Annotated in this window: 21 protein-coding genes; 20 read left to right on the top strand and 1 reads right to left on the bottom strand. The window is 42.9% G+C overall.

Annotated elements, in window-relative coordinates; translation table 11 throughout:
• The first annotated feature begins 75 nt into the window (after window positions 1-75).
• Complete coding sequence (gene spoVM, locus ACQKL5_RS04975) at window positions 76-156, top strand: stage V sporulation protein SpoVM (RefSeq protein WP_034313769.1); 81 nt, start codon at window positions 76-78, stop codon at window positions 154-156.
• Window positions 157-359: 203 nt separating this feature from the next.
• On the opposite strand, the gene rpmB is transcribed toward spoVM, so the two are convergent.
• Window positions 360-548 (bottom strand): 50S ribosomal protein L28, encoded by a 189-nt coding sequence (gene rpmB / locus ACQKL5_RS04970; protein ID WP_402868250.1) that lies wholly within the window; start codon window positions 546-548, stop codon window positions 360-362.
• Window positions 549-798: 250 nt separating this feature from the next.
• Here rpmB and ACQKL5_RS04965 point away from each other — a divergent pair, with 250 nt between their 5' ends.
• The 19 genes from ACQKL5_RS04965 (at window position 799) to ACQKL5_RS04875 (ending at window position 23,856) form a co-directional block, all read left to right on the top strand.
• Window positions 799-1,161, top strand: a complete 363-nt coding sequence (locus tag ACQKL5_RS04965) for an Asp23/Gls24 family envelope stress response protein (RefSeq protein WP_402868253.1) — start codon at window positions 799-801, stop codon at window positions 1,159-1,161.
• A gap of 18 nt (window positions 1,162-1,179) precedes the next feature.
• Window positions 1,180-2,850: a DAK2 domain-containing protein gene (locus ACQKL5_RS04960; protein WP_427606899.1), complete on the top strand. Its 1,671-nt coding sequence runs from the start codon at window positions 1,180-1,182 to the stop codon at window positions 2,848-2,850.
• 235 nt (window positions 2,851-3,085) lie between these two features.
• Window positions 3,086-3,748, top strand: a complete 663-nt coding sequence (sdaAB, locus tag ACQKL5_RS04955; RefSeq protein ID WP_427606898.1) for an L-serine ammonia-lyase, iron-sulfur-dependent subunit beta — start codon at window positions 3,086-3,088, stop codon at window positions 3,746-3,748.
• A 43-nt stretch (window positions 3,749-3,791) separates the two neighbouring features.
• Complete coding sequence (gene sdaAA / locus ACQKL5_RS04950; RefSeq protein WP_427606897.1) at window positions 3,792-4,676, top strand: L-serine ammonia-lyase, iron-sulfur-dependent, subunit alpha; 885 nt, start codon at window positions 3,792-3,794, stop codon at window positions 4,674-4,676.
• Window positions 4,673-6,724, top strand: a complete 2,052-nt coding sequence (gene recG, locus ACQKL5_RS04945) for an ATP-dependent DNA helicase RecG (protein WP_427606896.1) — start codon at window positions 4,673-4,675, stop codon at window positions 6,722-6,724. Before sdaAA ends, recG begins: the two co-directional genes overlap by 4 nt.
• Before the next feature lie 118 nt (window positions 6,725-6,842).
• Window positions 6,843-7,400 carry a transcription factor FapR gene (fapR, locus tag ACQKL5_RS04940; RefSeq protein WP_427606895.1) on the top strand — a complete coding sequence of 186 codons (558 nt, stop codon included), beginning with the start codon at window positions 6,843-6,845 and terminating at the stop codon, window positions 7,398-7,400.
• 25 nt (window positions 7,401-7,425) lie between these two features.
• Complete coding sequence (plsX, locus tag ACQKL5_RS04935; RefSeq protein ID WP_427606894.1) at window positions 7,426-8,415, top strand: phosphate acyltransferase PlsX; 990 nt, start codon at window positions 7,426-7,428, stop codon at window positions 8,413-8,415.
• Window positions 8,416-8,438: 23 nt separating this feature from the next.
• A complete protein-coding gene (fabD, locus tag ACQKL5_RS04930; protein WP_427606893.1) occupies window positions 8,439-9,386 on the top strand; it encodes an ACP S-malonyltransferase in 948 nt (315 codons plus the stop codon).
• The gene (gene fabG, locus ACQKL5_RS04925; protein ID WP_427606892.1) at window positions 9,383-10,126 is read left to right on the top strand and encodes a 3-oxoacyl-[acyl-carrier-protein] reductase; all 744 of its coding nucleotides are present in this window, start codon (window positions 9,383-9,385) and stop codon (window positions 10,124-10,126) included. The genes fabD and fabG overlap by 4 nt, the downstream gene beginning before the upstream one ends.
• Window positions 10,127-10,184: 58 nt before the next feature.
• Window positions 10,185-10,418, top strand: coding sequence for an acyl carrier protein (locus ACQKL5_RS04920; RefSeq protein ID WP_053345291.1), 234 nt, complete (start codon window positions 10,185-10,187; stop codon window positions 10,416-10,418).
• A 264-nt stretch (window positions 10,419-10,682) separates the two neighbouring features.
• Entirely contained in the window at window positions 10,683-11,423 is a 741-nt protein-coding gene (rnc, locus tag ACQKL5_RS04915; RefSeq protein ID WP_427606891.1) for a ribonuclease III, read from the top strand.
• Window positions 11,424-11,447: 24 nt separating this feature from the next.
• Window positions 11,448-15,011 (top strand): chromosome segregation protein SMC, encoded by a 3,564-nt coding sequence (gene smc, locus ACQKL5_RS04910; protein ID WP_427606890.1) that lies wholly within the window; start codon window positions 11,448-11,450, stop codon window positions 15,009-15,011.
• A gap of 26 nt (window positions 15,012-15,037) precedes the next feature.
• Complete coding sequence (gene ftsY / locus ACQKL5_RS04905; RefSeq protein ID WP_427606889.1) at window positions 15,038-16,093, top strand: signal recognition particle-docking protein FtsY; 1,056 nt, start codon at window positions 15,038-15,040, stop codon at window positions 16,091-16,093.
• A gap of 134 nt (window positions 16,094-16,227) precedes the next feature.
• Window positions 16,228-18,609: a hypothetical protein gene (locus tag ACQKL5_RS04900; RefSeq protein WP_427606888.1), complete on the top strand. Its 2,382-nt coding sequence runs from the start codon at window positions 16,228-16,230 to the stop codon at window positions 18,607-18,609.
• Complete coding sequence (locus tag ACQKL5_RS04895) at window positions 18,606-19,541, top strand: ATP-binding cassette domain-containing protein (RefSeq protein ID WP_427606887.1); 936 nt, start codon at window positions 18,606-18,608, stop codon at window positions 19,539-19,541. The genes ACQKL5_RS04900 and ACQKL5_RS04895 overlap by 4 nt, the downstream gene beginning before the upstream one ends.
• Window positions 19,538-20,389 carry an ABC transporter permease gene (locus ACQKL5_RS04890; protein ID WP_427606886.1) on the top strand — a complete coding sequence of 284 codons (852 nt, stop codon included), beginning with the start codon at window positions 19,538-19,540 and terminating at the stop codon, window positions 20,387-20,389. The genes ACQKL5_RS04895 and ACQKL5_RS04890 overlap by 4 nt, the downstream gene beginning before the upstream one ends.
• A complete protein-coding gene (locus ACQKL5_RS04885; protein ID WP_427606885.1) occupies window positions 20,386-21,984 on the top strand; it encodes a hypothetical protein in 1,599 nt (532 codons plus the stop codon). The genes ACQKL5_RS04890 and ACQKL5_RS04885 overlap by 4 nt, the downstream gene beginning before the upstream one ends.
• A 7-nt stretch (window positions 21,985-21,991) precedes the next feature.
• The gene (locus ACQKL5_RS04880) at window positions 21,992-22,996 is read left to right on the top strand and encodes an AAA family ATPase (RefSeq protein ID WP_427606884.1); all 1,005 of its coding nucleotides are present in this window, start codon (window positions 21,992-21,994) and stop codon (window positions 22,994-22,996) included.
• Between the two features lie 68 nt (window positions 22,997-23,064).
• Window positions 23,065-23,856: a DUF58 domain-containing protein gene (locus ACQKL5_RS04875; protein WP_427606883.1), complete on the top strand. Its 792-nt coding sequence runs from the start codon at window positions 23,065-23,067 to the stop codon at window positions 23,854-23,856.
• Window positions 23,857-23,865: the final 9 nt, after the last annotated feature.

Raw genomic sequence — 23,865 nt, 5'->3', positions numbered from 1 at the left:
TCCGCTTAAAGCTTATGTTGTAATAGAAAAGTTCCACTTCATCTTAATTTGTGGGATGTAAAGAGGAGGGGCATTATGAAATTTTATACAATTAAATTGCCAAAAGTTCTGGGTAGTTTGGTAAGGGCCATGCTCGGGGCGTTTAAAAAAGGCTGATAAAACACGTTTACGATGACACCTCTTTATATGGAGGTGTTATTTTTTGGTTGTGCTGGGGAATAATAAGAAGGAATAGGATGGGTTTGGCAGGCTTTTAATGGGAGATGATCTTTCCAAGAGAATCAGGTTAACGAATCATAACCCATTATAAAAGCGGGAGCCATTCAAATAAAAAGGCATCCTAAGAGGATGCCGTAACATTATACGCGTTCTACTTTGCCCGATTTAAGAGCTCTTGCAGAAACGTATACACGTTTAGGTTTACCGTCAACTAAAATACGTACTTTTTGAAGGTTAGCGCCGAATGTACGCTTGCTAGCGTTCATTGCGTGAGAGCGGCTGTTACCAGAACGGGTTTTTCTTCCAGTGATTACACATTTACGTGCCATGTCAAATTCCCTCCTAACTACAACAAGCTTAAGTTTACGAAGTTGTCTTAAGTCTTTGTGAAATACTTTAATAATTTATCACACCTACCGTGAGAATGCAATACTTCAGTTAATTACTTTCAAGAAAAAAACCTTGACATACCTTCTTGAAAATTGAATTATATAAGAACCGTACCACATTTACTTTTAAAACAATAGACATTATAGTAGAATGTCTTTAGTTGAGTTAGTTTTGGGAGGGAAAAAGAAAATGTCTATTGAACTACAAACAAAATATGGACAAATTGATATCTCTAATGATGTAATCGCTACTGTAGCAGGTGGTGCTGCCATTGATTGCTACGGAATAATAGGAATGGCTTCCAAAAAACAATTTAAAGACGGTATTGCCGAAATACTAAGGAAAGAAAACTTTACTAAGGGTGTAATCGTCCGACAAGATGAAGAAGAAGTTCATATCGATATGTATATTATCGTTAGTTATGGAACGAAAATCTCGGAAGTTGCACATAATGTGCAATCAAAAGTAAAATACACACTGGACAAAACTGTCGGATTAGCTGTTGATTCTGTAAACATTTTTGTACAGGGAGTTCGTGTAACGAACCCTTAAGTATAGGAGGAACGTTTTGTGTCAATTACAAGTTTAAATGGAAAGCGCTTTGCAGAAATGATCATCCAGGGAGCTAATCACTTAGCAGCTAACGCCCAATTGGTCGATGCCTTGAACGTTTTCCCGGTTCCAGATGGAGATACCGGAACAAACATGAATTTATCTATGACTTCAGGAGCTAAAGAAGTTCAAAAAAATGTACAAGATCATATAGGAAAAGTGGGTACTTCCCTTTCAAGAGGTCTTTTGATGGGAGCTCGAGGTAACTCTGGCGTAATTCTTTCTCAGCTTTTCCGTGGTTTTGCAAAATCCATTGAGAATAAAGCGGAAATCAATAGTGAGGAATTCGCCCATGCTTTTGAAGCTGGTGTACAAACAGCTTATAAAGCCGTTATGAAACCTGTTGAAGGAACTATTCTAACAGTTGCGAAGGATGCAGCAAAGCAAGCGGTTTCATCGGCAGCCAGACACCAGGATCTAATTCAGGTGATGGAGGAAATCGTCATTGAGGCTAATGCATCTTTAAAGCGGACACCTGATTTGCTTCCTGTTTTAAAAGAAGTCGGTGTCGTCGATAGCGGTGGACAAGGATTAGTTTTCGTGTATGAAGGATTCCTGGCGGAAATGAAAGGTGAAGCCCTACCGGTGCGGTCGGCAAATGGCCCAAGTATGGATGATATGGTTAGCGCTGAACATCACATTAACGTACAGGGACATATTAACTCGGAAGATATCGTGTATGGTTATTGCACGGAATTCATGGTTCGATTGGAAAATGATAAGCCATTAGCCCAATCGTTTGATGAAGAGAAATTCCGCAATGATTTAAGTGAATACGGAGATTCATTATTAGTCATCTCTGATGATGAAGTGGTTAAAGTACATATACACTCTGAACAGCCTGGTAACTGTCTTAATTATGGCCAGAAGTATGGTAGCTTAATCAAGTTGAAAATCGATAATATGCGTGAACAGCATACCGCTATAGTCGGTGAAACAACAACGCCACTTCAAACAAAACCAAAAACTAAAGAAAAATACGGTATCGTTTCTGTTGCAATGGGTTCAGGGATTAGTGAGCTTTTCAAAAGCATCGGTGCAAAATCAGTCATTGAAGGCGGACAAACGATGAATCCAAGCACTGAAGACATCGTAAAAGCAGTCGAAGAGGCACATGCAGAAAATGTAATCATTCTGCCAAATAATAAAAATATTATCATGGCGGCTAACCAAGCTGCTGATGTGCTTGGAGATAATGTGATTGTGGTTCCTGCTAAAACGGTACCACAAGGAATGTCTGCTTTGCTTGCCTTCAATCCTTCGTTGGATGTTACCGAGAACCAAAAGGTGATGACTGAGGCCCTTTCACATGTTAAAACGGGTCAAGTCACTTATGCTGTAAGGAATACAAGCATCGATGGCCTTACAATCGAGAAGGGTGACTTCATGGGAATTGATGAAGGCACCATCAAAGTGAAAAATAAAGACAAGGCTCAGGCTGCAAAGGATCTTTTATCTAAAATGATTGATGAAGATTCTGAAATCCTGACCATTCTTTACGGTGAAGATGCCACTCCGGAAGAAGTGGAGCAGCTTGTGGCATTTTGTGAAGAAACTTTTGAAGATGTCGAAGTAGAAGTTCATGATGGTAAACAACCATTATATGCTTTCATTTTTTCAATCGAATAATTAAACAGTCATATAGGCAGGGTTCATTTTTTCGATGTACTTGCCGTTTAACTGGTCACAATATAGAAAGATAGATAAACAGCAATAAACTGCATAGGTCATTAGGCTATGCAGTTTATTTTTGCGGAATAAAGGTATAAACACTAATTAGGAGCTATGACTGATTAGTAGATAACATCTAGTGTTTTTCTTTAGGTCTTTGAAGTTCAGCGCGTAAGGAAGGAGGAATAAGAACATGAAATACAGGAGTGTATTTGATATCATCGGTCCGGTCATGATAGGACCTTCAAGCTCTCATACGGCTGGCGCTGCTAGAATTGGCAGAGTGGCAAGGAATCTATTCAACAAAGAACCGAAATGGGCCCGCATTTCTTTTTATGGGTCTTTCGCCAAAACTCATAAAGGGCATGGGACGGATGTAGCCATTGTAGGGGGCCTGCTGGATTTCGATACTTTTGATGAGAGAATCAAAGAATCACTTGATATAGCCCATAAAAAGAATATGGACATTACATTTCAGGAAGAAGAGGCCGTTCCGGAACATCCGAATACTGTGAAAATAACGGTGGGCGATGATGTAGATGAGCTGGAACTGGTTGGCATATCGATTGGCGGGGGCAAGATTGAAATCGTTGAATTGAATGAATTCAAATTACGGCTCTCGGGTCATAATCCTGCCATACTTGTCGTACATGATGATCGTTTTGGAGCTATTGCCAATGTTTCAAACGTTTTGGCAAAGCACCAAATCAATATTGGCCAGATGGAAGTTTCCCGAAAAGAAAAAGGGAAGATGGCACTTATGACCATTGAAGTGGATGTTAATTTGGATGAGGAAGTCATCGATGAAATTTCGAAATTGCCCCATATCACCAAGGTCGCAAGGATTGTTGATTGAGTTGGAATGAGGCAACCGTTTTCATTAAGGAGGGAAAGAGGACATGTTTCGAAATGTAGCAGAACTAGTAGAAATGGCAGAAGCAAAGCAGGAGAAAATATCGACCCTCATGATCGAACAGGAAATGGAGGTGTCGGGGAAAAGCCGTGATCAAATCATCCATCAAATGGGGGTAAACCTTGACGTCATGGAACAGGCCGTTGAAAAGGGTCTTCAAGGAGTACGTTCCGTTTCCGGATTGACTGGTGGGGACGCAGTTCTTCTTCAGAATTATATCAAAACGGGAAATTCTTTGTCTGGAGAGCTATTGTTGGATGCGGTGAGTAAAGCCGTAGCCACCAATGAAGTGAATGCAGCGATGGGGACGATTTGTGCTACACCTACTGCGGGATCTGCGGGAGTTGTCCCAGGCACCCTTTTCGCTTTGCAAAATAAATTAAAGCCGAATCGCGAACAAAAAATCGCATTCCTGTTCACTGCAGGAGCCTTTGGATTTGTTGTCGCTAATAATGCTTCAATTTCTGGGGCCGCAGGCGGTTGCCAAGCGGAAGTCGGTTCAGCATCAGGAATGGCAGCGGCAGCAATCGTTGAAATGGCAGGTGGAACGCCATCACAAAGTGCCCACGCCATGGCAATTACATTAAAGAACATGCTGGGTCTTGTGTGTGATCCGGTCGCTGGGCTCGTAGAAGTGCCATGTGTGAAACGGAATGCCATGGGGGCAGCAAATGCCATGGTTGCAGCTGATATGGCTTTGGCGGGGATAACAAGCCGAATTCCATGTGACGAAGTCATCGATGCAATGTATAGAATTGGACAGACGATGCCGTCGGCCTTAAGAGAAACTGCACAAGGAGGATTAGCGGCCACACCGACTGGACGGAAGTTGGAAGCAAAGATCTTTGGCATGCCGTTAAGTAACAAGTGAGTAACGCCCTACTGGAACCAATTACCGCAGTTAAGGGCATTGGGGGAGAGACAGCTGCTGCATTGCAGGAAATGGAGATCCATACCGTCAATGATCTTCTTGAGCATCTTCCCTATCGCTATGAAGACTATCGGCTGAGGGACTTAGAAACAGTTGAGCATGAGGAGAGGGTTACTGTTGAAGGAAAAATCCATACAGTACCGACCTTGAGCTACTTTGGAAAGAAAAAATCCAGGTTGACAATCAAATTGCTGACCGGGAGATATTTAATCACGGTGATATTTTTCAATCAGCCTTATTTGAAATCAAAACTTACAATCGGTGAGACGGTAACAGTCACTGGTAAATGGGACCGTCACCGTCAAACAATCACAGGATCTGAGTGCCATGTGGGAGATCACAGCAGAGAGAAAGAGTTCGAACCCGTATATTCCATTAAGGGGAGCATTACGGTAAAAGGAATGCGCCGTCATATCACCAATGGATTTTTTCAATATGGAAATTTAATTGAAGAGAATTTGCCACCCCAGCTGCTGAAAACATACAAATTGATGCCGCGTAAAGATGCGCTTCGCATGATGCACTTCCCTTCATCGGCCGCTGATGTCAAGCAAGCCCGTCGACGTTTTGTATATGAAGAGTTCTTGTTATTTCAGCTGAAGATGCAGGCACTACGGAAAATCCAGCGGGAACAGTCTAGAGGGACTGGCCAGGAATTTAATAGGGACCAAGTAAATGGGTTTATTGATACACTTCCATTTCCACTAACAGATGCACAAAACAGGGTCGTAGAGGAAATTCTAAACGATATGACCTCCTCTTACCGCATGAACAGGCTTCTGCAGGGAGATGTAGGGTCAGGAAAAACGGTAGTGGCCGCGATATGTTTATATGCAACGATTTCGGCCGGTTTCCAGGGAGCGCTTATGGTCCCTACTGAAATTCTTGCTGAGCAGCATACTCAATCATTAACAGCCATGTTGGAACCAGTCGGGGTAAAGGTTGCTTTACTGACTTCTTCGGTAAAAGGTAAGAAGCGGAGAGAATTATTGGAGAAGTTGGAAACAGGGGAACTTGATCTGTTGATAGGAACCCATGCATTGATTCAGGATGAAGTGAACTTTAGGAACCTCGGACTCGTCATAACGGATGAACAACATCGGTTCGGTGTCGAACAACGCCGTATCCTCCGTGAAAAGGGAGGGAATCCGGATGTACTGTTCATGACGGCAACACCGATTCCTCGTACACTTGCCATTACGGTGTTCGGGGAGATGGACGTTTCGACGATTGATGAAATGCCGGCCGGACGTAAAGCTATAGAAACGTATTGGGCAAAGCATCAGATGCTTGACCGAATTCTCGTTTTTGTGGAAAAGGAACTTCAAAAAGGCAGACAAGCATATGTCATCTGTCCCTTAATCGAGGAATCGGAAAAGCTTGATTCTCTACAAAATGTCCTTGATGTCCATGGTATGCTGACACAATACTTTGCAAACCGATATAAAGTGGGGCTCATGCATGGGCGTTTGCCTGCGGATGAGAAAGATGAAGTGATGCAACAGTTCAGTTCCAATGAAGCGCAAATCCTTGTATCCACCACAGTTGTGGAAGTTGGAGTGAATGTGCCCAACGCCACGGTAATGGTGATTTATGACGCAGAACGTTTTGGTCTCTCCCAACTTCATCAATTACGGGGCCGAGTAGGGAGGGGAAGCAATCAGTCTTTTTGCATTCTTCTGGCCGATCCGAAAACGGAAGTCGGCAAAGAGAGGATGAAGATCATGACAGAGACAAATGATGGGTTTGTCCTTTCAGAGAAAGATTTGGAGCTTCGAGGTCCAGGGGACTTTTTTGGTAAAAAACAAAGCGGGCTTCCCGAGTTTAAAGTGGCCGACATGGTTCATGATTACCGGACGCTGGAAGTTGCAAGGGAAGATGCCGCAAAATTAATAGCCTCACAGAGTTTTTGGCATGCACCGGAATACGCACCGCTTCGGAAGCACTTGGAAGGGACGGGCGTATTGACAGGAGAAAAGCTTGACTGATAGTTGAATGAAAAAGTAAAACAGATTGTGAGAATTTCCACAAAATCTTGCAATCTGTTTTTAAAATATATATACTACTATTAGTACCTAGTCATAATACTACGGATGGTGACCTTCAATGCGAAGAAACAAGAAGGAACGCCAGCAATTATTAATCGAAACGATTAAACAGAATCCTTTTGTAACGGATGAGGAGCTGGCTGAAAAATACTCGGTGAGCGTCCAGACAATCAGACTCGATCGACTTGAATTATCTATACCGGAGCTTCGTGAACGCATTAAAAATGTAGCCGAAAAGAAATTCAGCGACGAGATCAGGGCATTGCCATTGGATGAAATCATCGGAGAAGTAATTGATCTGAACTTAGATGAGAATGCAATTTCTATTCTAGATATAAAAAAAGAGCACGTCTTTAAGCGCAATGGAATAGCAAGGGGACATCACCTTTTTGCCCAAGCGAATTCATTGGCGGTGGCGGTCATAAATGACGAACTGGCATTAACGACTAAAGCTTCCATTCTATTTTCTCGTTCTGTTAAGGAAAATGAAAGAGTGGTAGCCAAAGCAAAAGTTCAAGAGGTGGAGCACAATGCCGACCGTTCTGTAGTGGAAGTTAGAAGCTACGTAGGAAATGAGATGGTATTTAAAGGCGAATTCGAAATGTATCGCTCTTAACTTGCTTAGAAAAGGATGAACGTACATGAAAATAACGTTAGACGCAATGGGTGGGGACAACGCACCGAAGGCTCAGGTATTAGGAGCCATGAAAGCTGTCGAGGCCTTTTCCGATGTGGAAATCACTTTAATCGGGAATGAAACTGAAATCAGCTCTTACCTAACGAAGAATGAACGAATTAAGGTCATACATACGGAAGAAAAAATATTGAGTACCGACGAACCTGTCCGTGCAGTTCGCCGGAAGAAAAATGCATCAATGGTATTGGCAGCCCGGCAAGTGGCCGATGGAGAAGCTGATGCTTGCATTTCTTCAGGGAATACAGGTGCATTGATGGCGGCGGGTTTGTTCGTTGTCGGCAGGATAGAAGGAATTGAACGTCCAGCATTATCACCTACCTTACCGACAATAGATGGTAAAGGTTTTGTGTTTCTTGATGTTGGCGCGAATGCCGAAGCAAAACCCGAACACCTGCTTCAATTTGCAATAATGGGGTCCGTTTATGCTCAAAAGGTGCGAGGTATCGAAAAGCCACGTGTTGGCCTACTGAATATCGGAACTGAAGAGAAAAAAGGGAATGAATTGACGAAGCAAGCCTTCACCCTTCTTCAGGAGTCGACGGACATCAACTTCATCGGGAATGTTGAAGCAAGGGATCTTCTAAATGGACCGGCAGATGTTGTCGTAACGGACGGGTTTACTGGGAATATGGTGTTGAAAACGCTTGAAGGAACGGCGCTGAGTGTTTTTAGCATGTTAAAAACGGCGCTGATGAGCAATATGAAGAGCAAGATTGCAGCAGCACTCGTGAAACCAGAATTAAAAACGATTAAAAATCAAATGGATTATTCGGAATATGGTGGGGCTGGATTATTCGGTTTGAAGGCACCAGTCATCAAGGCGCATGGATCTTCCGATGCGAATGCTATTTACAACGCAATTCGTCAGACTAGGGATATGGTTAGCCATGATGTCATTCCGACGATTGCAAAAACGATAGAGAAAGTCCAATAAATAAAAAGATAGGGGAGTTTGGGATGGGTAAGGTTGCTTTTGTTTTTCCAGGACAAGGATCGCAGACTGTAGGAATGGGTCGAGACCTATTTGAAGAAAATGAGCAAGCACAGCAAATTTTTCATACCTCGGATGAAAAACTGGGTTTTGCACTTTCTGAGCTTATATTTAATGGTTCACAGCAAGAATTAACAGTAACCTATAATGCACAACCTGCACTGTTGACAACAAGCTATGCCTTGTTCAATGCTTTGGAAGAAGCGGGCATCAAGCCCGATTACACCGCAGGACATAGTTTAGGGGAATATACGGCCTTGGTGGCGTCAGGTGCTATTTCTTTCGAAGATGCTGTCTATACTGTTAGAAAGCGTGGCCAATTCATGGAGGCCGCTGTACCAAATGGCCAAGGATCGATGGCTGCCATATTAGGTATGGACCGCACGGCACTTGCTCTTGTAACGGATGCTGTTTCTGATGCAGGAGAATCCGTTCAATTGGCTAACATTAATTGTCCAGGACAAATTGTCATCTCCGGAACGGCAGAAGGTGTCAAGCAGGCCAGTGCAAAAGCAAAGGAAGCTGGAGCGAAGCGAGCCCTTCCTCTTGAAGTAAGCGGGCCTTTTCATTCTGAATTAATGAAACCGGCAGCTGAACAGTTACAAAAGGTACTTGATGAAGTCAGTTTCCAACAAGCACCTATTCCGGTGATTTCTAACGTAACGGCAGAACCTATCATTGACCCAACACAAATTAAAGAAAAATTAATTGAACAGCTGTATTCTCCAGTACTTTGGGAAGACAGTGTCAAAAAGCTACTTGAATTAGGTGTGGACACGTTCATTGAAGTGGGACCAGGCAAGGTGCTAGGTGGGTTGATTAAAAAAATCGATCGTACCGTCAACATTTACTCAGTGTCCAATACAGAAACCCTAATTAAAACGGTTGAAGCATTGAAGGGGGCTCAAGCATGATCCTAGAAGGCAAAAAAGCACTAGTAACTGGAGCTTCCCGCGGTATCGGCAGGGAAGTGGCTTTGGAACTTGCACGTCAGGGGGCGGATGTAGCCGTCAACTATGCGGGAAGTGAAGCAAAAGCCAATGAAGTGGTCGAGGAAATCAAAGCAATTGGTCGAAAAGCATTTGCAGTCCAATGCGATGTATCTGATAGTGAATCAGTTACAAGCATGATCAAAGAGGTCATGGAGCAATTTGGGCGAGTGGATATCTTAGTTAATAATGCTGGAATTACCCGTGATAATCTATTGATGCGGATGAAAGAAGAAGAATGGGATTCAGTCATCAATACGAACTTAAAAGGTGTATATCTTTGCACGAAAGCAGTCACAAGGCAAATGATGAAGCAGCGTAGCGGTAAAATCATCAATATGGCTTCCATCGTCGGCGTAATGGGAAATGCAGGCCAGGCAAATTATGTAGCGGCCAAGGCGGGCGTAATCGGGTTGACTAAATCTACTGCCAAGGAGCTTGCTTCAAGAGGGATCATGGTCAATGCAATTGCTCCAGGTTTCATTTCCACTGATATGACAGAAGAACTGACAGAAGATGTGCAAAAGGCGATGCTTTCGCAAATTCCATTAGCCCGCTTCGGTAATCCGAAGGATATTGCTTCAGTTGCAACCTTCCTCGCTTCTGAGGCAAGTAGTTATATGACAGGACAAACCCTTCATGTTGACGGCGGTATGGTGATGTAAGTTTTGGTTTGATTTTTTTGAAATATAATTTATAATGTCTTGAGGGGAGGTGAACACATTGGCAGATGTATTAGAAAGAGTAACAAAAATCGTTGTAGATCGTTTGAACGTTGAAGAATCAGAAGTAAAGCTTGAAGCTTCATTCAAAGAAGATCTTGGTGCCGATTCCCTAGATGTTGTCGAACTAGTTATGGAGTTTGAAGATGAATTCGATATGGAAATTTCGGACGATGACGCTGAAAAAATCGCCACAGTGGGTGATGCTGTGAATTACATAAAAAGCACTATGTAATGTTAAAGTCTTTTGATTAAAAGCTCCGTTTTTAAACGGGGCTTTCTCTTGTAATAAAAGGAGTTTGGAACTCGACAGGCATAAATGATTGCGTGTAGGTCCGATTAAATTTTCAACTGTCCAGCTGCATCGCGGCTGCTAGTTTTCTTTAGGCGGATTATACTGTATGATGGTACATAGGAAAGCTTGACAGGAATTCCTGCCAGGTTTCTTTTTATATTGAGGAAAAATATGCTTTTGAACCGTAGTGGAGGTTTTTTTGTGATGCGTAGGAACGTAAATAATCGTAAACCATCAATCAAGGATAACAAATTTAAAGAGTTACAGGATAAACTGGGTTTTCATTTTCAAGATGAAAATTTATTGAAAAAAGCTTTTACACATTCATCTTATGTGAATGAGCATCGCCGCAAGCCTTATGAAGATAATGAAAGGCTTGAATTCTTAGGGGACGCAGTACTTGAACTGACAATCTCAAAATATTTGTATCTAAAATATCCCATGATGAGTGAAGGGGAGCTTACGAAATTAAGGGCAGCCATTGTCTGTGAGCCATCACTGGTCGATTTTGCCAACAGCCTCTCCTATGGAGAATATGTCCTGCTTGGTAAAGGGGAAGAAATGACAGGCGGAAGAGAACGCCCTGCCATGCTTGCAGATGTTTTTGAAGCCTATATCGGTGCCCTATATCTCGATCAAGGGTTAGAGCCAGTTGTTCAGTTTTTGAAAAATGTCGTGTTTCCTAAGATAGACGAGGGTGCTTTTTCTCATGTGATGGATTACAAGAGCCAGCTTCAAGAGCTCATCCAGCGGGATGCAATCGGGGTTCTGCAATATAAAATACTGCAAGAAAAAGGACCTGCCCATAATCGTGAGTTCGTTTCTACGGTCTCATTGAATGGGGAAGACCTTGGTACCGGCCTGGGAAAATCAAAAAAAGAGGCGGAACAGCATGCCGCCGAGCACGCATTGGCCGTTTTGAAAGAAAAAAACTCAACAAGATAGTTGAACAGTAGAGGGGGAAAGGTCATGTTCCTCAAACGCTTGGACGTTGTAGGATTCAAATCTTTCGCAGATAAAATTTCGATTGAATTTGTACCTGGTGTCACGGCAGTGGTTGGACCCAACGGCAGCGGTAAAAGCAATGTTACCGATGCAGTCCGTTGGGTTCTTGGAGAGCAATCAGCAAAATCGCTGCGTGGAGCAAAGATGGAAGATATCATCTTCTCAGGAAGTGACACAAGAAAGGCCTTGAATTTTGCAGAGGTTTCCTTGACTTTGGATAATGAGACAAACACGCTCCCAATCGACTTTCATGAAGTTAGTGTCACAAGAAGGGTATATCGATCGGGTGAAAGTGAATTCTTCATTAATAATCAAGGATGCCGCCTGAAAGATATTGTCGAGTTATTTATGGATTCTGGCCTTGGTCGTGAAGCGTTTTCCATCATCAGTCAAGGGAAAGTGGAAGAGATTCTAAGCAGTAAGGCGGAAGAAAGACGCGTCATCTTTGAAGAGGCCGCCGGTGTGTTAAAGTATAAAACAAGAAAAAGAAAAGCGGAATCAAAACTGACGGAAACACAAGATAACCTTAACCGGATTTACGACATTCTTCATGAATTAGAAGGTCAAGTGGAACCTTTGAAGATTCAATCTTCTCTTGCCAAAGAATACCTGGATAAAAAAGAGGAACTTGAAAAAATCGAAGTAGCCTTAACCGTTTTTGAAATTGAAGAACTTCATACCAAATGGGAAAGCCTTTCCCAAGAACTAGAGAAACATAATGAGATGGAGCAGCAATTGGCTGGACGGCTTCATGAGCGCGAAGCCCATCTTAAAGAGGTTCGGGGAAGCATTGCGGCACTCGAAACATCGATTAATGAGCTTCAGGGTGTGCTTTTGAATGCCAGTGAAGAACTAGAGAAGCTCGAAGGCCGTAAAGAAGTATTGAAAGAGCGGAAAAAAAATGCTGCCCAAAATAAAGCTCAGCTTGAAAAGGCGATTATAGAGGGTACGGAAGCCGTTGAACGTCTTTCTTTACAAAAAGAAAGGGAAACGGTAATTCTTGACGGATTGAATTCCGAAGTAAAAGGGCTTCAAGAACTCCTGCATGAAAAACAAAAAAGCTTGGGCCTGTTCAACACCGACATAGAAGCGTTGATAGAAGTGAAGAAAAGTGACTATATCGAGTGGTTGAATAAGCAAGCTGCCGCCAAAAATGAAAAGCAATATCTTCTGCAACAGCTTACACAGCAGGAAAATAAAAATTCCAAACTGGATCATGAAAATGAAAAATTCCTAACGGAAAGAACGGAAATTACCGCTAAGAAACTCGAATATTCACAGCGAATGGAAAATTTGAGCCAGCAGCTTGAAGACCATGTCACTTCTTTCCGGAATCAACAGAACAAGTTAAATACAGCAAAAGATACGTATCAAAAACAAGAAACAACCCTTTATAAGGCCTATCAATTCCTCCAACAAGCTAAATCTCGCAAAGAACTGCTCGAAGAGATGGAAGAGGATTATGCAGGCTTTTTTCAAGGTGTTAAAGAAGTCTTAAAAGCAAAAGGAACGTTAAGAGGCATTGAAGGCGCAGTTGCAGAATTGATCAAGGTCCCAAAGGAATATGAAACGGCGATTGAAACGGCACTAGGCGGAGCGATGCAGCATGTGGTCGTAGAGAGAGAAGAACATGCCCGTGAGGCCATTTCCTTCTTGAAGAAAAACCGTTATGGACGTGCGACATTCCTGCCTTTATCGGTCATCAAAGGAAGAGAGATTTCTTCAACGCAGTTATCGATGCTGAAGAACCATCCTGCTTTTGTCGGTACAGGTTCCTCGTTGATTCAATATGAGGAGAGACATGCTTCCATCGCAGCAAACTTGCTAGGCACCGTCATTATCACCAAGGATTTAAAGGGAGCCAACGAGCTTGCTAAAATGGTACAGCACCGTTTCCGCTTTGTAACCCTTGAGGGGGATGTCGTCAATCCAGGTGGTTCGATGACAGGTGGAACGATTAAACAAAAGTCTACATCATTGCTTTCCCGGAAAACGGAGCTTGAAGAATTACATGAGAAGCTTGCCGGTATGGAAGCAAAAACGAATCAACTCGAAAAACAGGTCAAGCAACTTAAAGTGGATGTCGGTGTTCAGGAGCAAACACTTGAACAAACGAGAAAAACAGGTGAAATGCTTCGCTTACAGGAGCAATCATTAAAAGGTGAACTTCGTGAAGTGGAGCTTCAGGAAAGAAATGTGAATGACCGCCTGCACCTTTATGACTTGGATAAGAACTCCTACTTAGAAGAACAACAGCAAAAGAAAGCAAGGCTTGCCGAATTGGAAGAGCTTTTGAAAACCTGTAACTTGGAAATCGAAGAGCTCGATCGCCTGATAGCTGAAATGACAGAACAAAAACAATCTCAGCAATCATCAAAAGAAAGTCTTGCCGAAGAAACAAGTGAGTTGAGAGTTACTTTGGCCTCAAAGCGCGGCCAGCTACAAAATCAAAAAGAAAAAATGGAGCGGCTTGAAGCAGACTTGGCAAAAGAAACAAGCAACCTGAATGAAAATAAGGATGACTTGGGACTTTTGACAAATGAAATGACGGACAGTTCGAGTGGGGAAGAAACGCTAGAAGACATGGCCCAACAAAAATTGCTTGATAAGAATGGAGCCATAGAGGAAATTTCCGTCAAAAAACAGGAAAAGACCGAAATGCAGACTCAACTTGAAACGCTCGAAATAGCTTTGAAAGAGGAAAATCGTCTTTATAAAGGCGTTGTTGAAGTGATCAAGGATGAAGAAGTCAAATTGACCCGTCTTGATGTGGCCTTGGAAAACCGTCTGGATCATTTGCGTGAAGAGTACACGTTATCGTATGAAGGCGCTAAAGAAAAATATCCGTTGGTGATGCCTTTAGATGAAGCTCAGAAAAAAGTAAAACTCATTAAGCTTGCTATTGAGGAATTGGGTACCGTTAACTTAGGTGCAATTGATGAGTATGCTCGGGTTGCTGAACGGTATGAGTTCCTTCTTGGACAAAAGGAAGACCTTCAGCAGGCGAAGGATACCCTATTCCAGGTTATAGATGAGATGGACGATGAAATGAAACGGCGCTTTTCGGAAACATTTTATGCGATTCGTGAGCAGTTCGAACAAGTCTTTAAATCACTGTTCGGTGGTGGAAGGGCAGAGTTGAAGCTGACTGATCCCGATGATTTATTGAATACGGGAGTGGATATCATTGCACAGCCTCCGGGGAAAAAGTTACAGAACTTGAGTCTGTTGTCCGGTGGAGAACGAGCATTGACTGCAATCGCCCTTCTATTCTCCATTTTAAAGGTCCGGCCGGTACCTTTCTGTATACTAGATGAAGTTGAGGCAGCGCTTGATGAAGCGAATGTAGTCCGTTTTAGCCAATTTTTAAGGAAGTTCAGTCAAGAGACACAGTTTATCGTGATCACCCATCGTAAAGGCACGATGGAGGAGGCAGATGTCCTCTATGGCATTACGATGCAGGAATCAGGTGTTTCCAAACTTGTTTCCGTGCGTATGGAAGAATCAGAGAATCTTGTTCAAATATAAATCCATGAATTAGAGGAAGTGGGATAATGAGTTTCTTCAAGAAGCTAAAAGAAAAGTTCACAACACAAGAAGAAAAAGAACCAGCTGTAGAAACAAAAGCAAAAGCAGAAGAAGTTGAAAAAAAAGTAACATCCGAAATATCAATTGGGGAAAAATTCAAGCAAGGTTTAACGAAGACGAGGAATTCCTTTACTGGAAGAGTAAATGAACTTGTTGCCCGTTATCGGAAAGTGGATGAAGACTTTTTCGAAGAACTTGAGGAGATTCTTATCCAGGCTGATGTGGGATTTGATACGGTTATGGAATTAATCGACCAATTAAAAATGGAAGTGAAACTGCGTAACATCTCTGATACGAGAGAAGTGCAGTCAGTCATTTCCGAAAAATTGGTCGATATTTACCAAGGTGATGAAGAAGGTATGTCCAGCTTGAACATTCAGCAGGACGGCCTGACAGTCATTCTTTTTGTTGGCGTGAACGGTGTAGGGAAAACGACGACAATCGGTAAACTTGCCCATAAGTTTAAGGGAGAAGGCAAATCCGTAGTATTGGCGGCTGGTGATACTTTCCGTGCCGGAGCAATCGAGCAACTTGAGGTTTGGGGTGAACGTGTCGGCGTCAGTGTCATCAAACAAGGAGAAGGATCCGATCCAGCTGCGGTTATGTTCGATGCCGTTCAAGCCGCCAAGGCACGAAAAGCAGATATCCTGATTTGTGATACAGCAGGACGTCTGCAAAATAAAGTGAATTTGATGAAAGAACTGGAAAAGGTGAAGCGAGTCATTGAACGTGAAGTGCCTGGCGCACCGCATGAAGTACTACTTGCTCTTGATGCCACAACGGGTCAAAATGCACTTATCCAAGCGAAAACGTTCAAGGAAGCGACCGATGTAACCGGAATCGTCTTAACGAAGCTTGATGGCACCGCAAAAGGCGGGATTGTCATAGCCATCCGGAATGAGCTCTCCATTCCTGTTAAATTTGTCGGACTTGGTGAAAAGATGGATGATCTTCAAGAATTCGATGCTGAAAAATATGTATATGGACTCTTTGCCGATATTATCGAAAAAGAAGAAGTATAAAGTAATTAGTCGTAGCCGGAAGGGATATTCCCTTCCGGTTTTTTTTGAGTTTTAATTAACTTTTTTTATATTTTTTGTATACTTTTACCGAATGGAATCGTCTATTAGGAGTAAAGAAAAAAGGAGGAGTCATATTGTTCAGAAAAATAAAGGGAGTTGCAGCTTGTTTATTATTTTTTGCCTTATTTTTTCCTATCCATACAATTCAAGCAAAAGCAGCAGACCCGGATATAAAAATCTCGTTTGAAACAGGGTTTGATGGATATATAGCTCGCTATAAGGCTATGCCGATGACCGTGCATATTGAAAATAAGGGTGAGGCTTTTAGCGGAACCCTTATTTTTCAATTCAAATCCGATTATGAATTTGGAGGTTCGCAAATCCTTAAAGTGGAATTGCCAAAGGAAAGTAAGAAGACCTATTCCCTTTCACTTCCTGGGTATTCAGATGAAAATTATAGTTATAATGGGACGGCAATGACAAAGACGATTTATCTCTATGAGGGAGATTTGAAGAATGGTAAAGAAGTAGCCTATTCAGGTCCGAAGGTATTGACACCTAAATTCTTTGATGAAAGCAAGGCCCTGATTGGAGTATTAAGTGAAAAGTACGACCGTTTGACTGAATTAAGAATCTTACCATCACTTCAAGCCACGCTGATTGAATTAAAAAAAGAAGAATTGCCAAAACAATCAATGGGTTATGAAATGTTCGATTATTTAATCGTTGATGAATTTGCCATTGCCGCCTTGAATGAGGCCCAGCAGAAAGCGTTGGAGAGTTGGGTCCAGTCTGGTGGCGTTTTAATCTCCGGGGCTTCTCCGAATGGCGCTCAATCATATGGATTCCTTTATAATCTTCTACCAATGAAGATGGATAAAGAAATCAAGATGGATTCATCTTTTCTTACAGAAAAGAAGAAGGACCGCCCTTCCTTTGAACAATTGCCTGGTTTTATCGGTGAGGTAGAGAAGGGGGCAGAGATCATTGCCAAAAGCGGGGAATCACCGGCCGTTGTCAAAAAGCAATATGGAAACGGAATGATTATCCAAACAGCCTTTTCACTAGGGGACGAGCCGCTCGCCTCTTGGGAGGGCTATGGCCCCTGGTTTGAAGCGATGATAAATAAGGTGGAGTTGAATGCATTTTCCACCACGAGAGAATTCATGGGTGGAGCAAGATGGGATATGAACGAGCCCAATAGTTACTTTGATGATACGACTCTATCCGTCACTCAATTTTTATTGCTGCTGATTGTCTATATTGTGATCATTGTACCCATCTTATTTTTGGTCCTGAAGAAAATGGACAAAAGGGAGCATGCCTGGTGGGTCATTCCTTCAATTGCTTGTATTACGACGGTTTTGACTTTCGCCGTCGGAGCGAAAGACCGTCTAGCCAAGCCACAACTCAATCAATTGGGAATCTATCAAGTTGAGGATAATCAAATTGTCGGCATTCAATCGAATGTCCTTTTATCCAATAAAGGCGGCGATTACAACCTTTCATTCCCGAAGAATGAGTTGGTTGCAATGCCAATGACTCAGGAGGGTGGAGGTGACAGTCTGAAACGGGCTCCAATGCTTGAAGAAAAGGCAACTGATACGGTATTGACCTTTCCAAATGTCGAATATTGGTCTACCAGATCATTCATAGGTAAGGTCCATAAGGAAAATACAGGTCAATTCAAGACTGATTTGACGGTTGAAAATAAGACCTTGACCGGTACGATCCAAAATGAGACTCCATATGACTTTAAGGAATTGATGATCATGTCCGGTAATGAAAAAATCAATCTAGGAACTTTGAAGAAGGGGGAACGGGTCAAGGTAAATGAAAAGGTAAAGACTGATTTCTTGTTTAAACCTTATGGAACGACTTCATCATCATGGAATAATGGAACTACGAGAAAAAAAATCGATCTCGAAAAAATGCGTAGGGAACAGCTTCTTTATCTAACAGAATCTTATTTCTTAAAAGGATTGACAAAGTCGGACCCGGTAATCGGAGGGATAACCGACGATGAAATCGTCGATGTTACACTGCCAAAGAATCCGAAAGAGAATATAGATAATCTAATTTTCCAAACCTTTAACGCGAAAACCATTTTTGCTGGAGAAGTGACATTGACAAAAGAAATGTTCAAGAGCTCAGTGAATGTACTTCGAGGTTCTGTTGGGGAAGAAGAAGGATTTGGAACATACTGGTTCGACAAGGGAGAATACGAATATATCAGTTCCATTCCGCAACTCATGAAGGACAAAACCTTCAAAACGGAAGAAATGACGATAAAGTTCAATAAACAAAATGTTAAGTATGAACTTTATAATTTTTCCACGGGTAGGTATGAACCGATAGCTGATGAAGAACGGGAAATCACCTTCAAAGGGCGTAAGGACATCTTTGACCATATATCAAAAGAAGGGGACATCCACATAAAGGTCATTAAGGATAATGATGATGAGCCAAGTATAAAAGGGCCGCAAATAAATGTGAAGGGAGTAGTGGAGAAATGATAGAAATTTTACAGTTAACGAAGCAGTACGGCACTTTCACTGCATTAGACCACTTAGATTTGCAAATAGACAAAGGAACCGTGTTCGGCTTCGTCGGCCAAAATGGTGCTGGGAAGTCCACAACTTTTTCCATTTTGGCAACCCTGCTTGCCCCCACCTCGGGTACAGCTTATATCAATGGCTACAATATATCAAAGGAGCCTAAGCAAGTCCGTAGCCAAATTGGTTATATGCCCGACTTTTTCGGTGTATACGATCAACTGAAGGCCGAAGAGTACCTGGATTTTTACGGAGCGAGTTATGGCATACCACTGTCGGAACGGAGTAAGTTGATACCACAGTTGCTCGAGCTCGTGAATTTATCGGATAAAAAGGATTCCTATGTGGACCTTTTATCCAGGGGGATGAAGCAGCGGCTTTGCCTTGCAAGGAGCCTGATCCATGACCCCGAAGTACTTATCTTGGATGAACCAGCTTCGGGTCTCGATCCAAGGGCTCGTGTCGAAATGCGCGAGATATTGAAGGAACTGAAGTATATGGGGAAAACGATTTTGATTTCGTCCCATATTTTACCCGAACTTGCTGAAATGTGTGACGTACTGGGGATTATCGATCAGGGAAAATTGAAGGCGCAAGGGACGGTTGCAGAAATCCAACATAAGCTGCAGGGGGAAAAAAGCCTGATCATAAAGGTTCGTGAAGATATCGAGCGATCCATCGCTTTTTTAGAAGATATTCCGGATATTACCCAGATCAATACCCATGTGGATGAAAAAACGATTCAGTTTTTATTCAAAGGAGATGCTGAGTCTCAACAACACCTGCTTAAGTCCTGTATGATGCAGGATTTACCGATTGTTTCTTTTTCGGAAATCGAGACGGATCTTGAGGATGTGTTCATGGAAATCACGAAAGGGGTTGAACTGTCATGAAGAGCTGGCTGATGAATCCTGTTTTGAATAAAGAGTTTAAGCTGCGCTTTCGGTCATTTAAAAGTTTTTTAGGTGTATTATGCTATGTCCTTGCCATTGGGGCCATCATTATCGGAATGATTTACATTCAGTCGCTTAATAGTATGGGAGGGCGTATTGATCCGGACGCAAGCCGCGGCATATTCATTTTTCTATCTGTTATCCAACTGGCCTTGATCTTATTCATTACACCTGGGCTGACGGCAGGAGTCATCTCGAGTGAGAGGGAGCGTCAGACATTGAATATTTTATTGACCACTTCCCAGAGTTCGGCAGGAATCATTTTTGGAAAATTAATTTCATCCATTTCATACTTGTTATTGTTGGTGGTGGCCAGTTTACCGCTGTATAGCATCGTCTTTTTATTCGGAGGAATTTCCCCTGTTCAGCTTTTGATAGTGCTAGGTTTCAATGTCTTTACCGTCATTGTATATGGGAGTATCGGAGTGCTTTTCTCAACTCTCGTGCGTAAAACCATTGCGGCGATGGTCACTACCTATGGAATCACATTGTTTTTAGTGGGCGGTACTGCTCTGTTGACTTTGCTATTAGCCACCATGGCAGTAGGAAACCAAGGAAACGTGACGGCACCGACGACTAACCCGTTACCTTACTTAGCGGCTATGCTAAATACCCCGATTGTATTGATCGGTTTTCTCGAACCGACATACTCTGAGGAAATCCAGAGGGTATCGGGGATTGATTTTCCGCTTTGGGCGTCCCATCTTATTTGTTACACACTACTATTTATCGGATCCGTTTTCCTTAGTGTTAAAAAGTTAAGGGTCGGGATGAAGACGAAACGATGAATAAGGAACATATCGAGGCCGAAATCCAGTTTCTCAAGTTGATTAAGCCCATTCAGCGGCAACTTATTACCCAACATGTGATGAGGGAGGGGCAGCTTTTGCTCCTTGCTGTATCTGCATGGACGATTTTGATTTTTTTTATGGCGCGTATAGTAGTCATTCCTTTTGTTTTTCGATATTTTTTCATTGGAATTATCTGTTTGATAGCTTTTATTGTTTATAGAATCATTAAAAGAAAGCCAGGTAACAAGACGGCTGTTTTGCTGTTTAACCAGTTTGTTCCAGATGACAGGGTCGTGACGGGATTTGCTTTTCTAGGGGAGACCGACGAGCTTAAATCCCTTCAGCTTAAGGACGCTATTCACCATATGAAGATCCATCAAGAGGAGGCACTCAGGCAAAAGAAAAAATGGGTGCAACCGAAATTGTTGACTCTTGCTCTTTGTTTAACGGCAGGAGGGGTTCTTTTAGCGATTTTTCCAAATCAGAAAATGGATCAAGCCCGACAGGCAGAAAAAGAAATGAAAATTGTTGAGGAAGTAGAAAAAGAGCTTGAGGATAAAGCGAAGGAAATGAAGGACCCGGCTGTAGAAAAGACATTAAAAGAGGTGAAAGAGAAAGTTACACGAGAGAAAGAAGCAGAGAAGGCCCTGGAGGCGTTGGCCAAACAATCTAGTGAACTACAATTAAAAGAAATGAAAGAAAGGGAAAAGCAAAAGCTACTCGAAACGTGGCAGGACGAGACAAAAAAGGCCGGCCTAACAGAGCTGTCCAAGGCACTTGAACAAAAAAACATGCCAATGATTGAAAAGGAACTGAAAAAATTAAATGAAATGTGGGAACAGCTTTCTGAAGAGAAGAAACGGGCACTAGAGAGCTACACAGAACAGGAAAATCAATTAAGTGAAGAACAACTGGACTCATTGATGAAGCAGTTGGGAGAAGCAATGGAATCGGGAGAACTTGCCAAGCAGTTAGCTACTGCCAATCAAGCCGTTCGTCAGGCGGGTACTCAGCTCCAGAATAAACTGAGTCAAAATGGAACCCCTTCTTCTCAAATAGCTTTTTCTAACAGCAATGGGTCACAGGGCAACCAGGCCGCCAATCAGCCCTTAGGCCAGCCTTCGGGTACAGCTAATTCACAGCCTAACGGCAATGCAGGGAACAATCCTGGAAGTCAACAAGGCCAAGGTCAAGGTCAAGGCCAAGGTCAAGGCCAAGGTCAAGGCCAAGGCCAAGGCCAAGGTCAAGGTCAAGGTCAAGGTCAAGGTCAAGGCCAAGGTCAAGGTCAAGGCCAAGGAGGAAAAGGAGGCACGGCAGGTGGTACTGGGCAGGGTTCGCGGGAAATGCTGACGATCCCTGAAAAGACCGATGGGAAGCAGAACACTGAAACCGATAACGGGAAGCTTGGTGAGGGAAGTGGCGAACAAGAGGAATCGGAAGGTCCGGTATTGAGGGGAAGCCTCCGTAATTATGAAGAGGTCTATCAGCAGTATGAGGAATCCTATCGCCAAAGTACCAATCGACTTAGGTTGCCATCTGATTTGAATGATATTGTCAAGGATTATTTTAACAAGCTAGATCCGGAAAGGTAGTGGGGAAATGACAGAAAAAGAACAGCAATTTACTGAAGCAGCGACAATGATAGAGAGAGTGAAAAGCGAGATATCTCGCTTTATCGTTGGCCAAGAAGAAGTGATTGATCAGGTTTTATGGAGCATTTTTGCAGGTGGGCATGTATTGCTTGAAGGGTTACCTGGGCTAGGAAAGACGATGCTCGTTCGGACGATTTCGGAATGCATGGACTTACGGTTTTCTAGAATCCAATTTACACCAGATTTAATGCCCTCCGATATTACGGGAACCATGCTACTGCAACCGGGAGAGGACGGAAAGCAGCAGTTTATCTTCCATGAGGGGCCGCTCTTTTCGAATATCGTCTTGGCGGATGAAATCAACCGGGCGACGCCAAAGACGCAAAGTTCGCTTTTAGAGGCAATGGGGGAGAAAACTGTGACGGTCATGGGCGAGACGAAACAGCTTGATCAGCCGTTCTTTGTGCTTGCGACCCAGAATCCCATAGATATGGAGGGGACGTATCCTTTGCCTGAAGCTCAGATGGACCGATTTATCTGTAAAATTCATGTCCGTTATCCATCAAAGCAGGAATTAAAGCAGATTGTCCTTCGAACAACAGGCAAGGACACCATTTTTATTGAAAAAGCCGCTTCCATTGAAGATGTTTTGTTTTTACAGCAACTAGTGAAAGAGGTGCTTATTTCTGATGAGATGCTGGATTACGCGGTTTCTATTATATCGAGTACCCATCCAGATGGTGAGGAATCACCGGAACTTGTCCGGAAATATGTCCAATTTGGAAGCGGACCACGTGGGTTGCAAAGCTTGATCAAGATGGCAAAGGCAAGGGCCTTATTTGCAGGACGTTATCATGTTTCTGCCGGCGATTTGAAGCAGACTGCCTATCCTGTGTTAAGGCATCGGATTTTATTGAACTTTGAAGCGGAAGCAAGTGGGGTCATGTCTGATTCCATCATTGCCGAAGTTGTCGAGTCCGCGTACAAATTAGGAAAAGGAACCCTCGTGTGATGGTATCTTATGCTTTCTTAGAAAGACTGCAAAAAAAAAGGTTGCGTGTGAAAACGAGGAAACGAGGGATGCATAAAGGTTCGAGACGGTCCAATGCTTTTGGTTCCTCGCTGGAGTTTTCCGATTTTCGGGCCTATCAACCGGGAGATGATGTTCGGCAAATTGATTGGAATGTATTTGGCCGCACCGAGAAGCATTATATTAAAAGATTTCTCGATGAACAGGAGCTCTCCGTGGCCATCTATTTGGATATGACCTCTTCGATGCGTGCTCTTCCGGAAAAATGGGAACAAGCACGAAAGCTTGCTGCTTCGTTGAGCTTTGTCGTTCTTGCCGGTGAAGACCGTTTGTCTTTTATCCCGGTCGGTACCCATGCCCATCCTATTCGACGTAAAGGGGCGGTTCACCGTAAAGGGGTTTTTCGAGAGATCGTTGGATTAGAAGATACGGAGAAAAGCGGGGATTTTTATGAGCAGCTTCGTAAAGTGATGGTGAGGAATCAGCAGCTCGCCATCATCATATCGGATGGTCTTGAGCCAATTGAAAATGTGGAAGCTACTCTAAGAAAGCTGCGCTCTGCCAGGCAAGAAATTTGGTATATACAACTGCTGGCAAAAGAAGAACTTCAGCCGGTGTATGATGGGGACTTGAAATTAGTGGATAGTGAAAAGGAAACAGCAATTAATGTCAGCCTCAATCCGACGCTTATCGGAAACTATCAAAAACGCCTTGCCCAGCATAACGAGCAGCTTGAAGCTGTCTGTAGAAGGTTTGGCAGCCACTATATGCTTGTAAATGCTGATACTGATATCCAAACGATTTTGTTTAACGAATTTCCACGCCATGGGCTAATGAATTGAGGTGAAAAT

Source organism: Peribacillus sp. NPDC097675 (genome assembly GCF_050277655.1).
In the GTDB taxonomy this organism is placed as follows: domain Bacteria; phylum Bacillota; class Bacilli; order Bacillales; family DSM-1321; genus Peribacillus.
Note: the sequence above shows the minus strand (reverse complement) of the source record. Positions and strands in the feature narration are given on the sequence as shown.

What these genes read in the sequence shown, in the direction of transcription:
- spoVM (WP_034313769.1), top strand. Translation starts at nt 76, where the DNA reads ATGAAATTTTATACAATTAAATTGCCAAAAGTTCTGGGTAGTTTGGTA.
- rpmB (WP_402868250.1), bottom strand. Translation starts at nt 548, where the DNA reads ATGGCACGTAAATGTGTAATCACTGGAAGAAAAACCCGTTCTGGTAAC.
- ACQKL5_RS04965 (WP_402868253.1), top strand. Translation starts at nt 799, where the DNA reads ATGTCTATTGAACTACAAACAAAATATGGACAAATTGATATCTCTAAT.
- sdaAB (WP_427606898.1), top strand. Translation starts at nt 3,086, where the DNA reads ATGAAATACAGGAGTGTATTTGATATCATCGGTCCGGTCATGATAGGA.
- sdaAA (WP_427606897.1), top strand. Translation starts at nt 3,792, where the DNA reads ATGTTTCGAAATGTAGCAGAACTAGTAGAAATGGCAGAAGCAAAGCAG.
- fapR (WP_427606895.1), top strand. Translation starts at nt 6,843, where the DNA reads ATGCGAAGAAACAAGAAGGAACGCCAGCAATTATTAATCGAAACGATT.
- plsX (WP_427606894.1), top strand. Translation starts at nt 7,426, where the DNA reads ATGAAAATAACGTTAGACGCAATGGGTGGGGACAACGCACCGAAGGCT.
- fabD (WP_427606893.1), top strand. Translation starts at nt 8,439, where the DNA reads ATGGGTAAGGTTGCTTTTGTTTTTCCAGGACAAGGATCGCAGACTGTA.
- fabG (WP_427606892.1), top strand. Translation starts at nt 9,383, where the DNA reads ATGATCCTAGAAGGCAAAAAAGCACTAGTAACTGGAGCTTCCCGCGGT.
- rnc (WP_427606891.1), top strand. Translation starts at nt 10,683, where the DNA reads ATGCGTAGGAACGTAAATAATCGTAAACCATCAATCAAGGATAACAAA.
- smc (WP_427606890.1), top strand. Translation starts at nt 11,448, where the DNA reads ATGTTCCTCAAACGCTTGGACGTTGTAGGATTCAAATCTTTCGCAGAT.
- ftsY (WP_427606889.1), top strand. Translation starts at nt 15,038, where the DNA reads ATGAGTTTCTTCAAGAAGCTAAAAGAAAAGTTCACAACACAAGAAGAA.
- ACQKL5_RS04895 (WP_427606887.1), top strand. Translation starts at nt 18,606, where the DNA reads ATGATAGAAATTTTACAGTTAACGAAGCAGTACGGCACTTTCACTGCA.
- ACQKL5_RS04890 (WP_427606886.1), top strand. Translation starts at nt 19,538, where the DNA reads ATGAAGAGCTGGCTGATGAATCCTGTTTTGAATAAAGAGTTTAAGCTG.
- ACQKL5_RS04885 (WP_427606885.1), top strand. Translation starts at nt 20,386, where the DNA reads ATGAATAAGGAACATATCGAGGCCGAAATCCAGTTTCTCAAGTTGATT.
- ACQKL5_RS04880 (WP_427606884.1), top strand. Translation starts at nt 21,992, where the DNA reads ATGACAGAAAAAGAACAGCAATTTACTGAAGCAGCGACAATGATAGAG.
- ACQKL5_RS04875 (WP_427606883.1), top strand. Translation starts at nt 23,065, where the DNA reads ATGCATAAAGGTTCGAGACGGTCCAATGCTTTTGGTTCCTCGCTGGAG.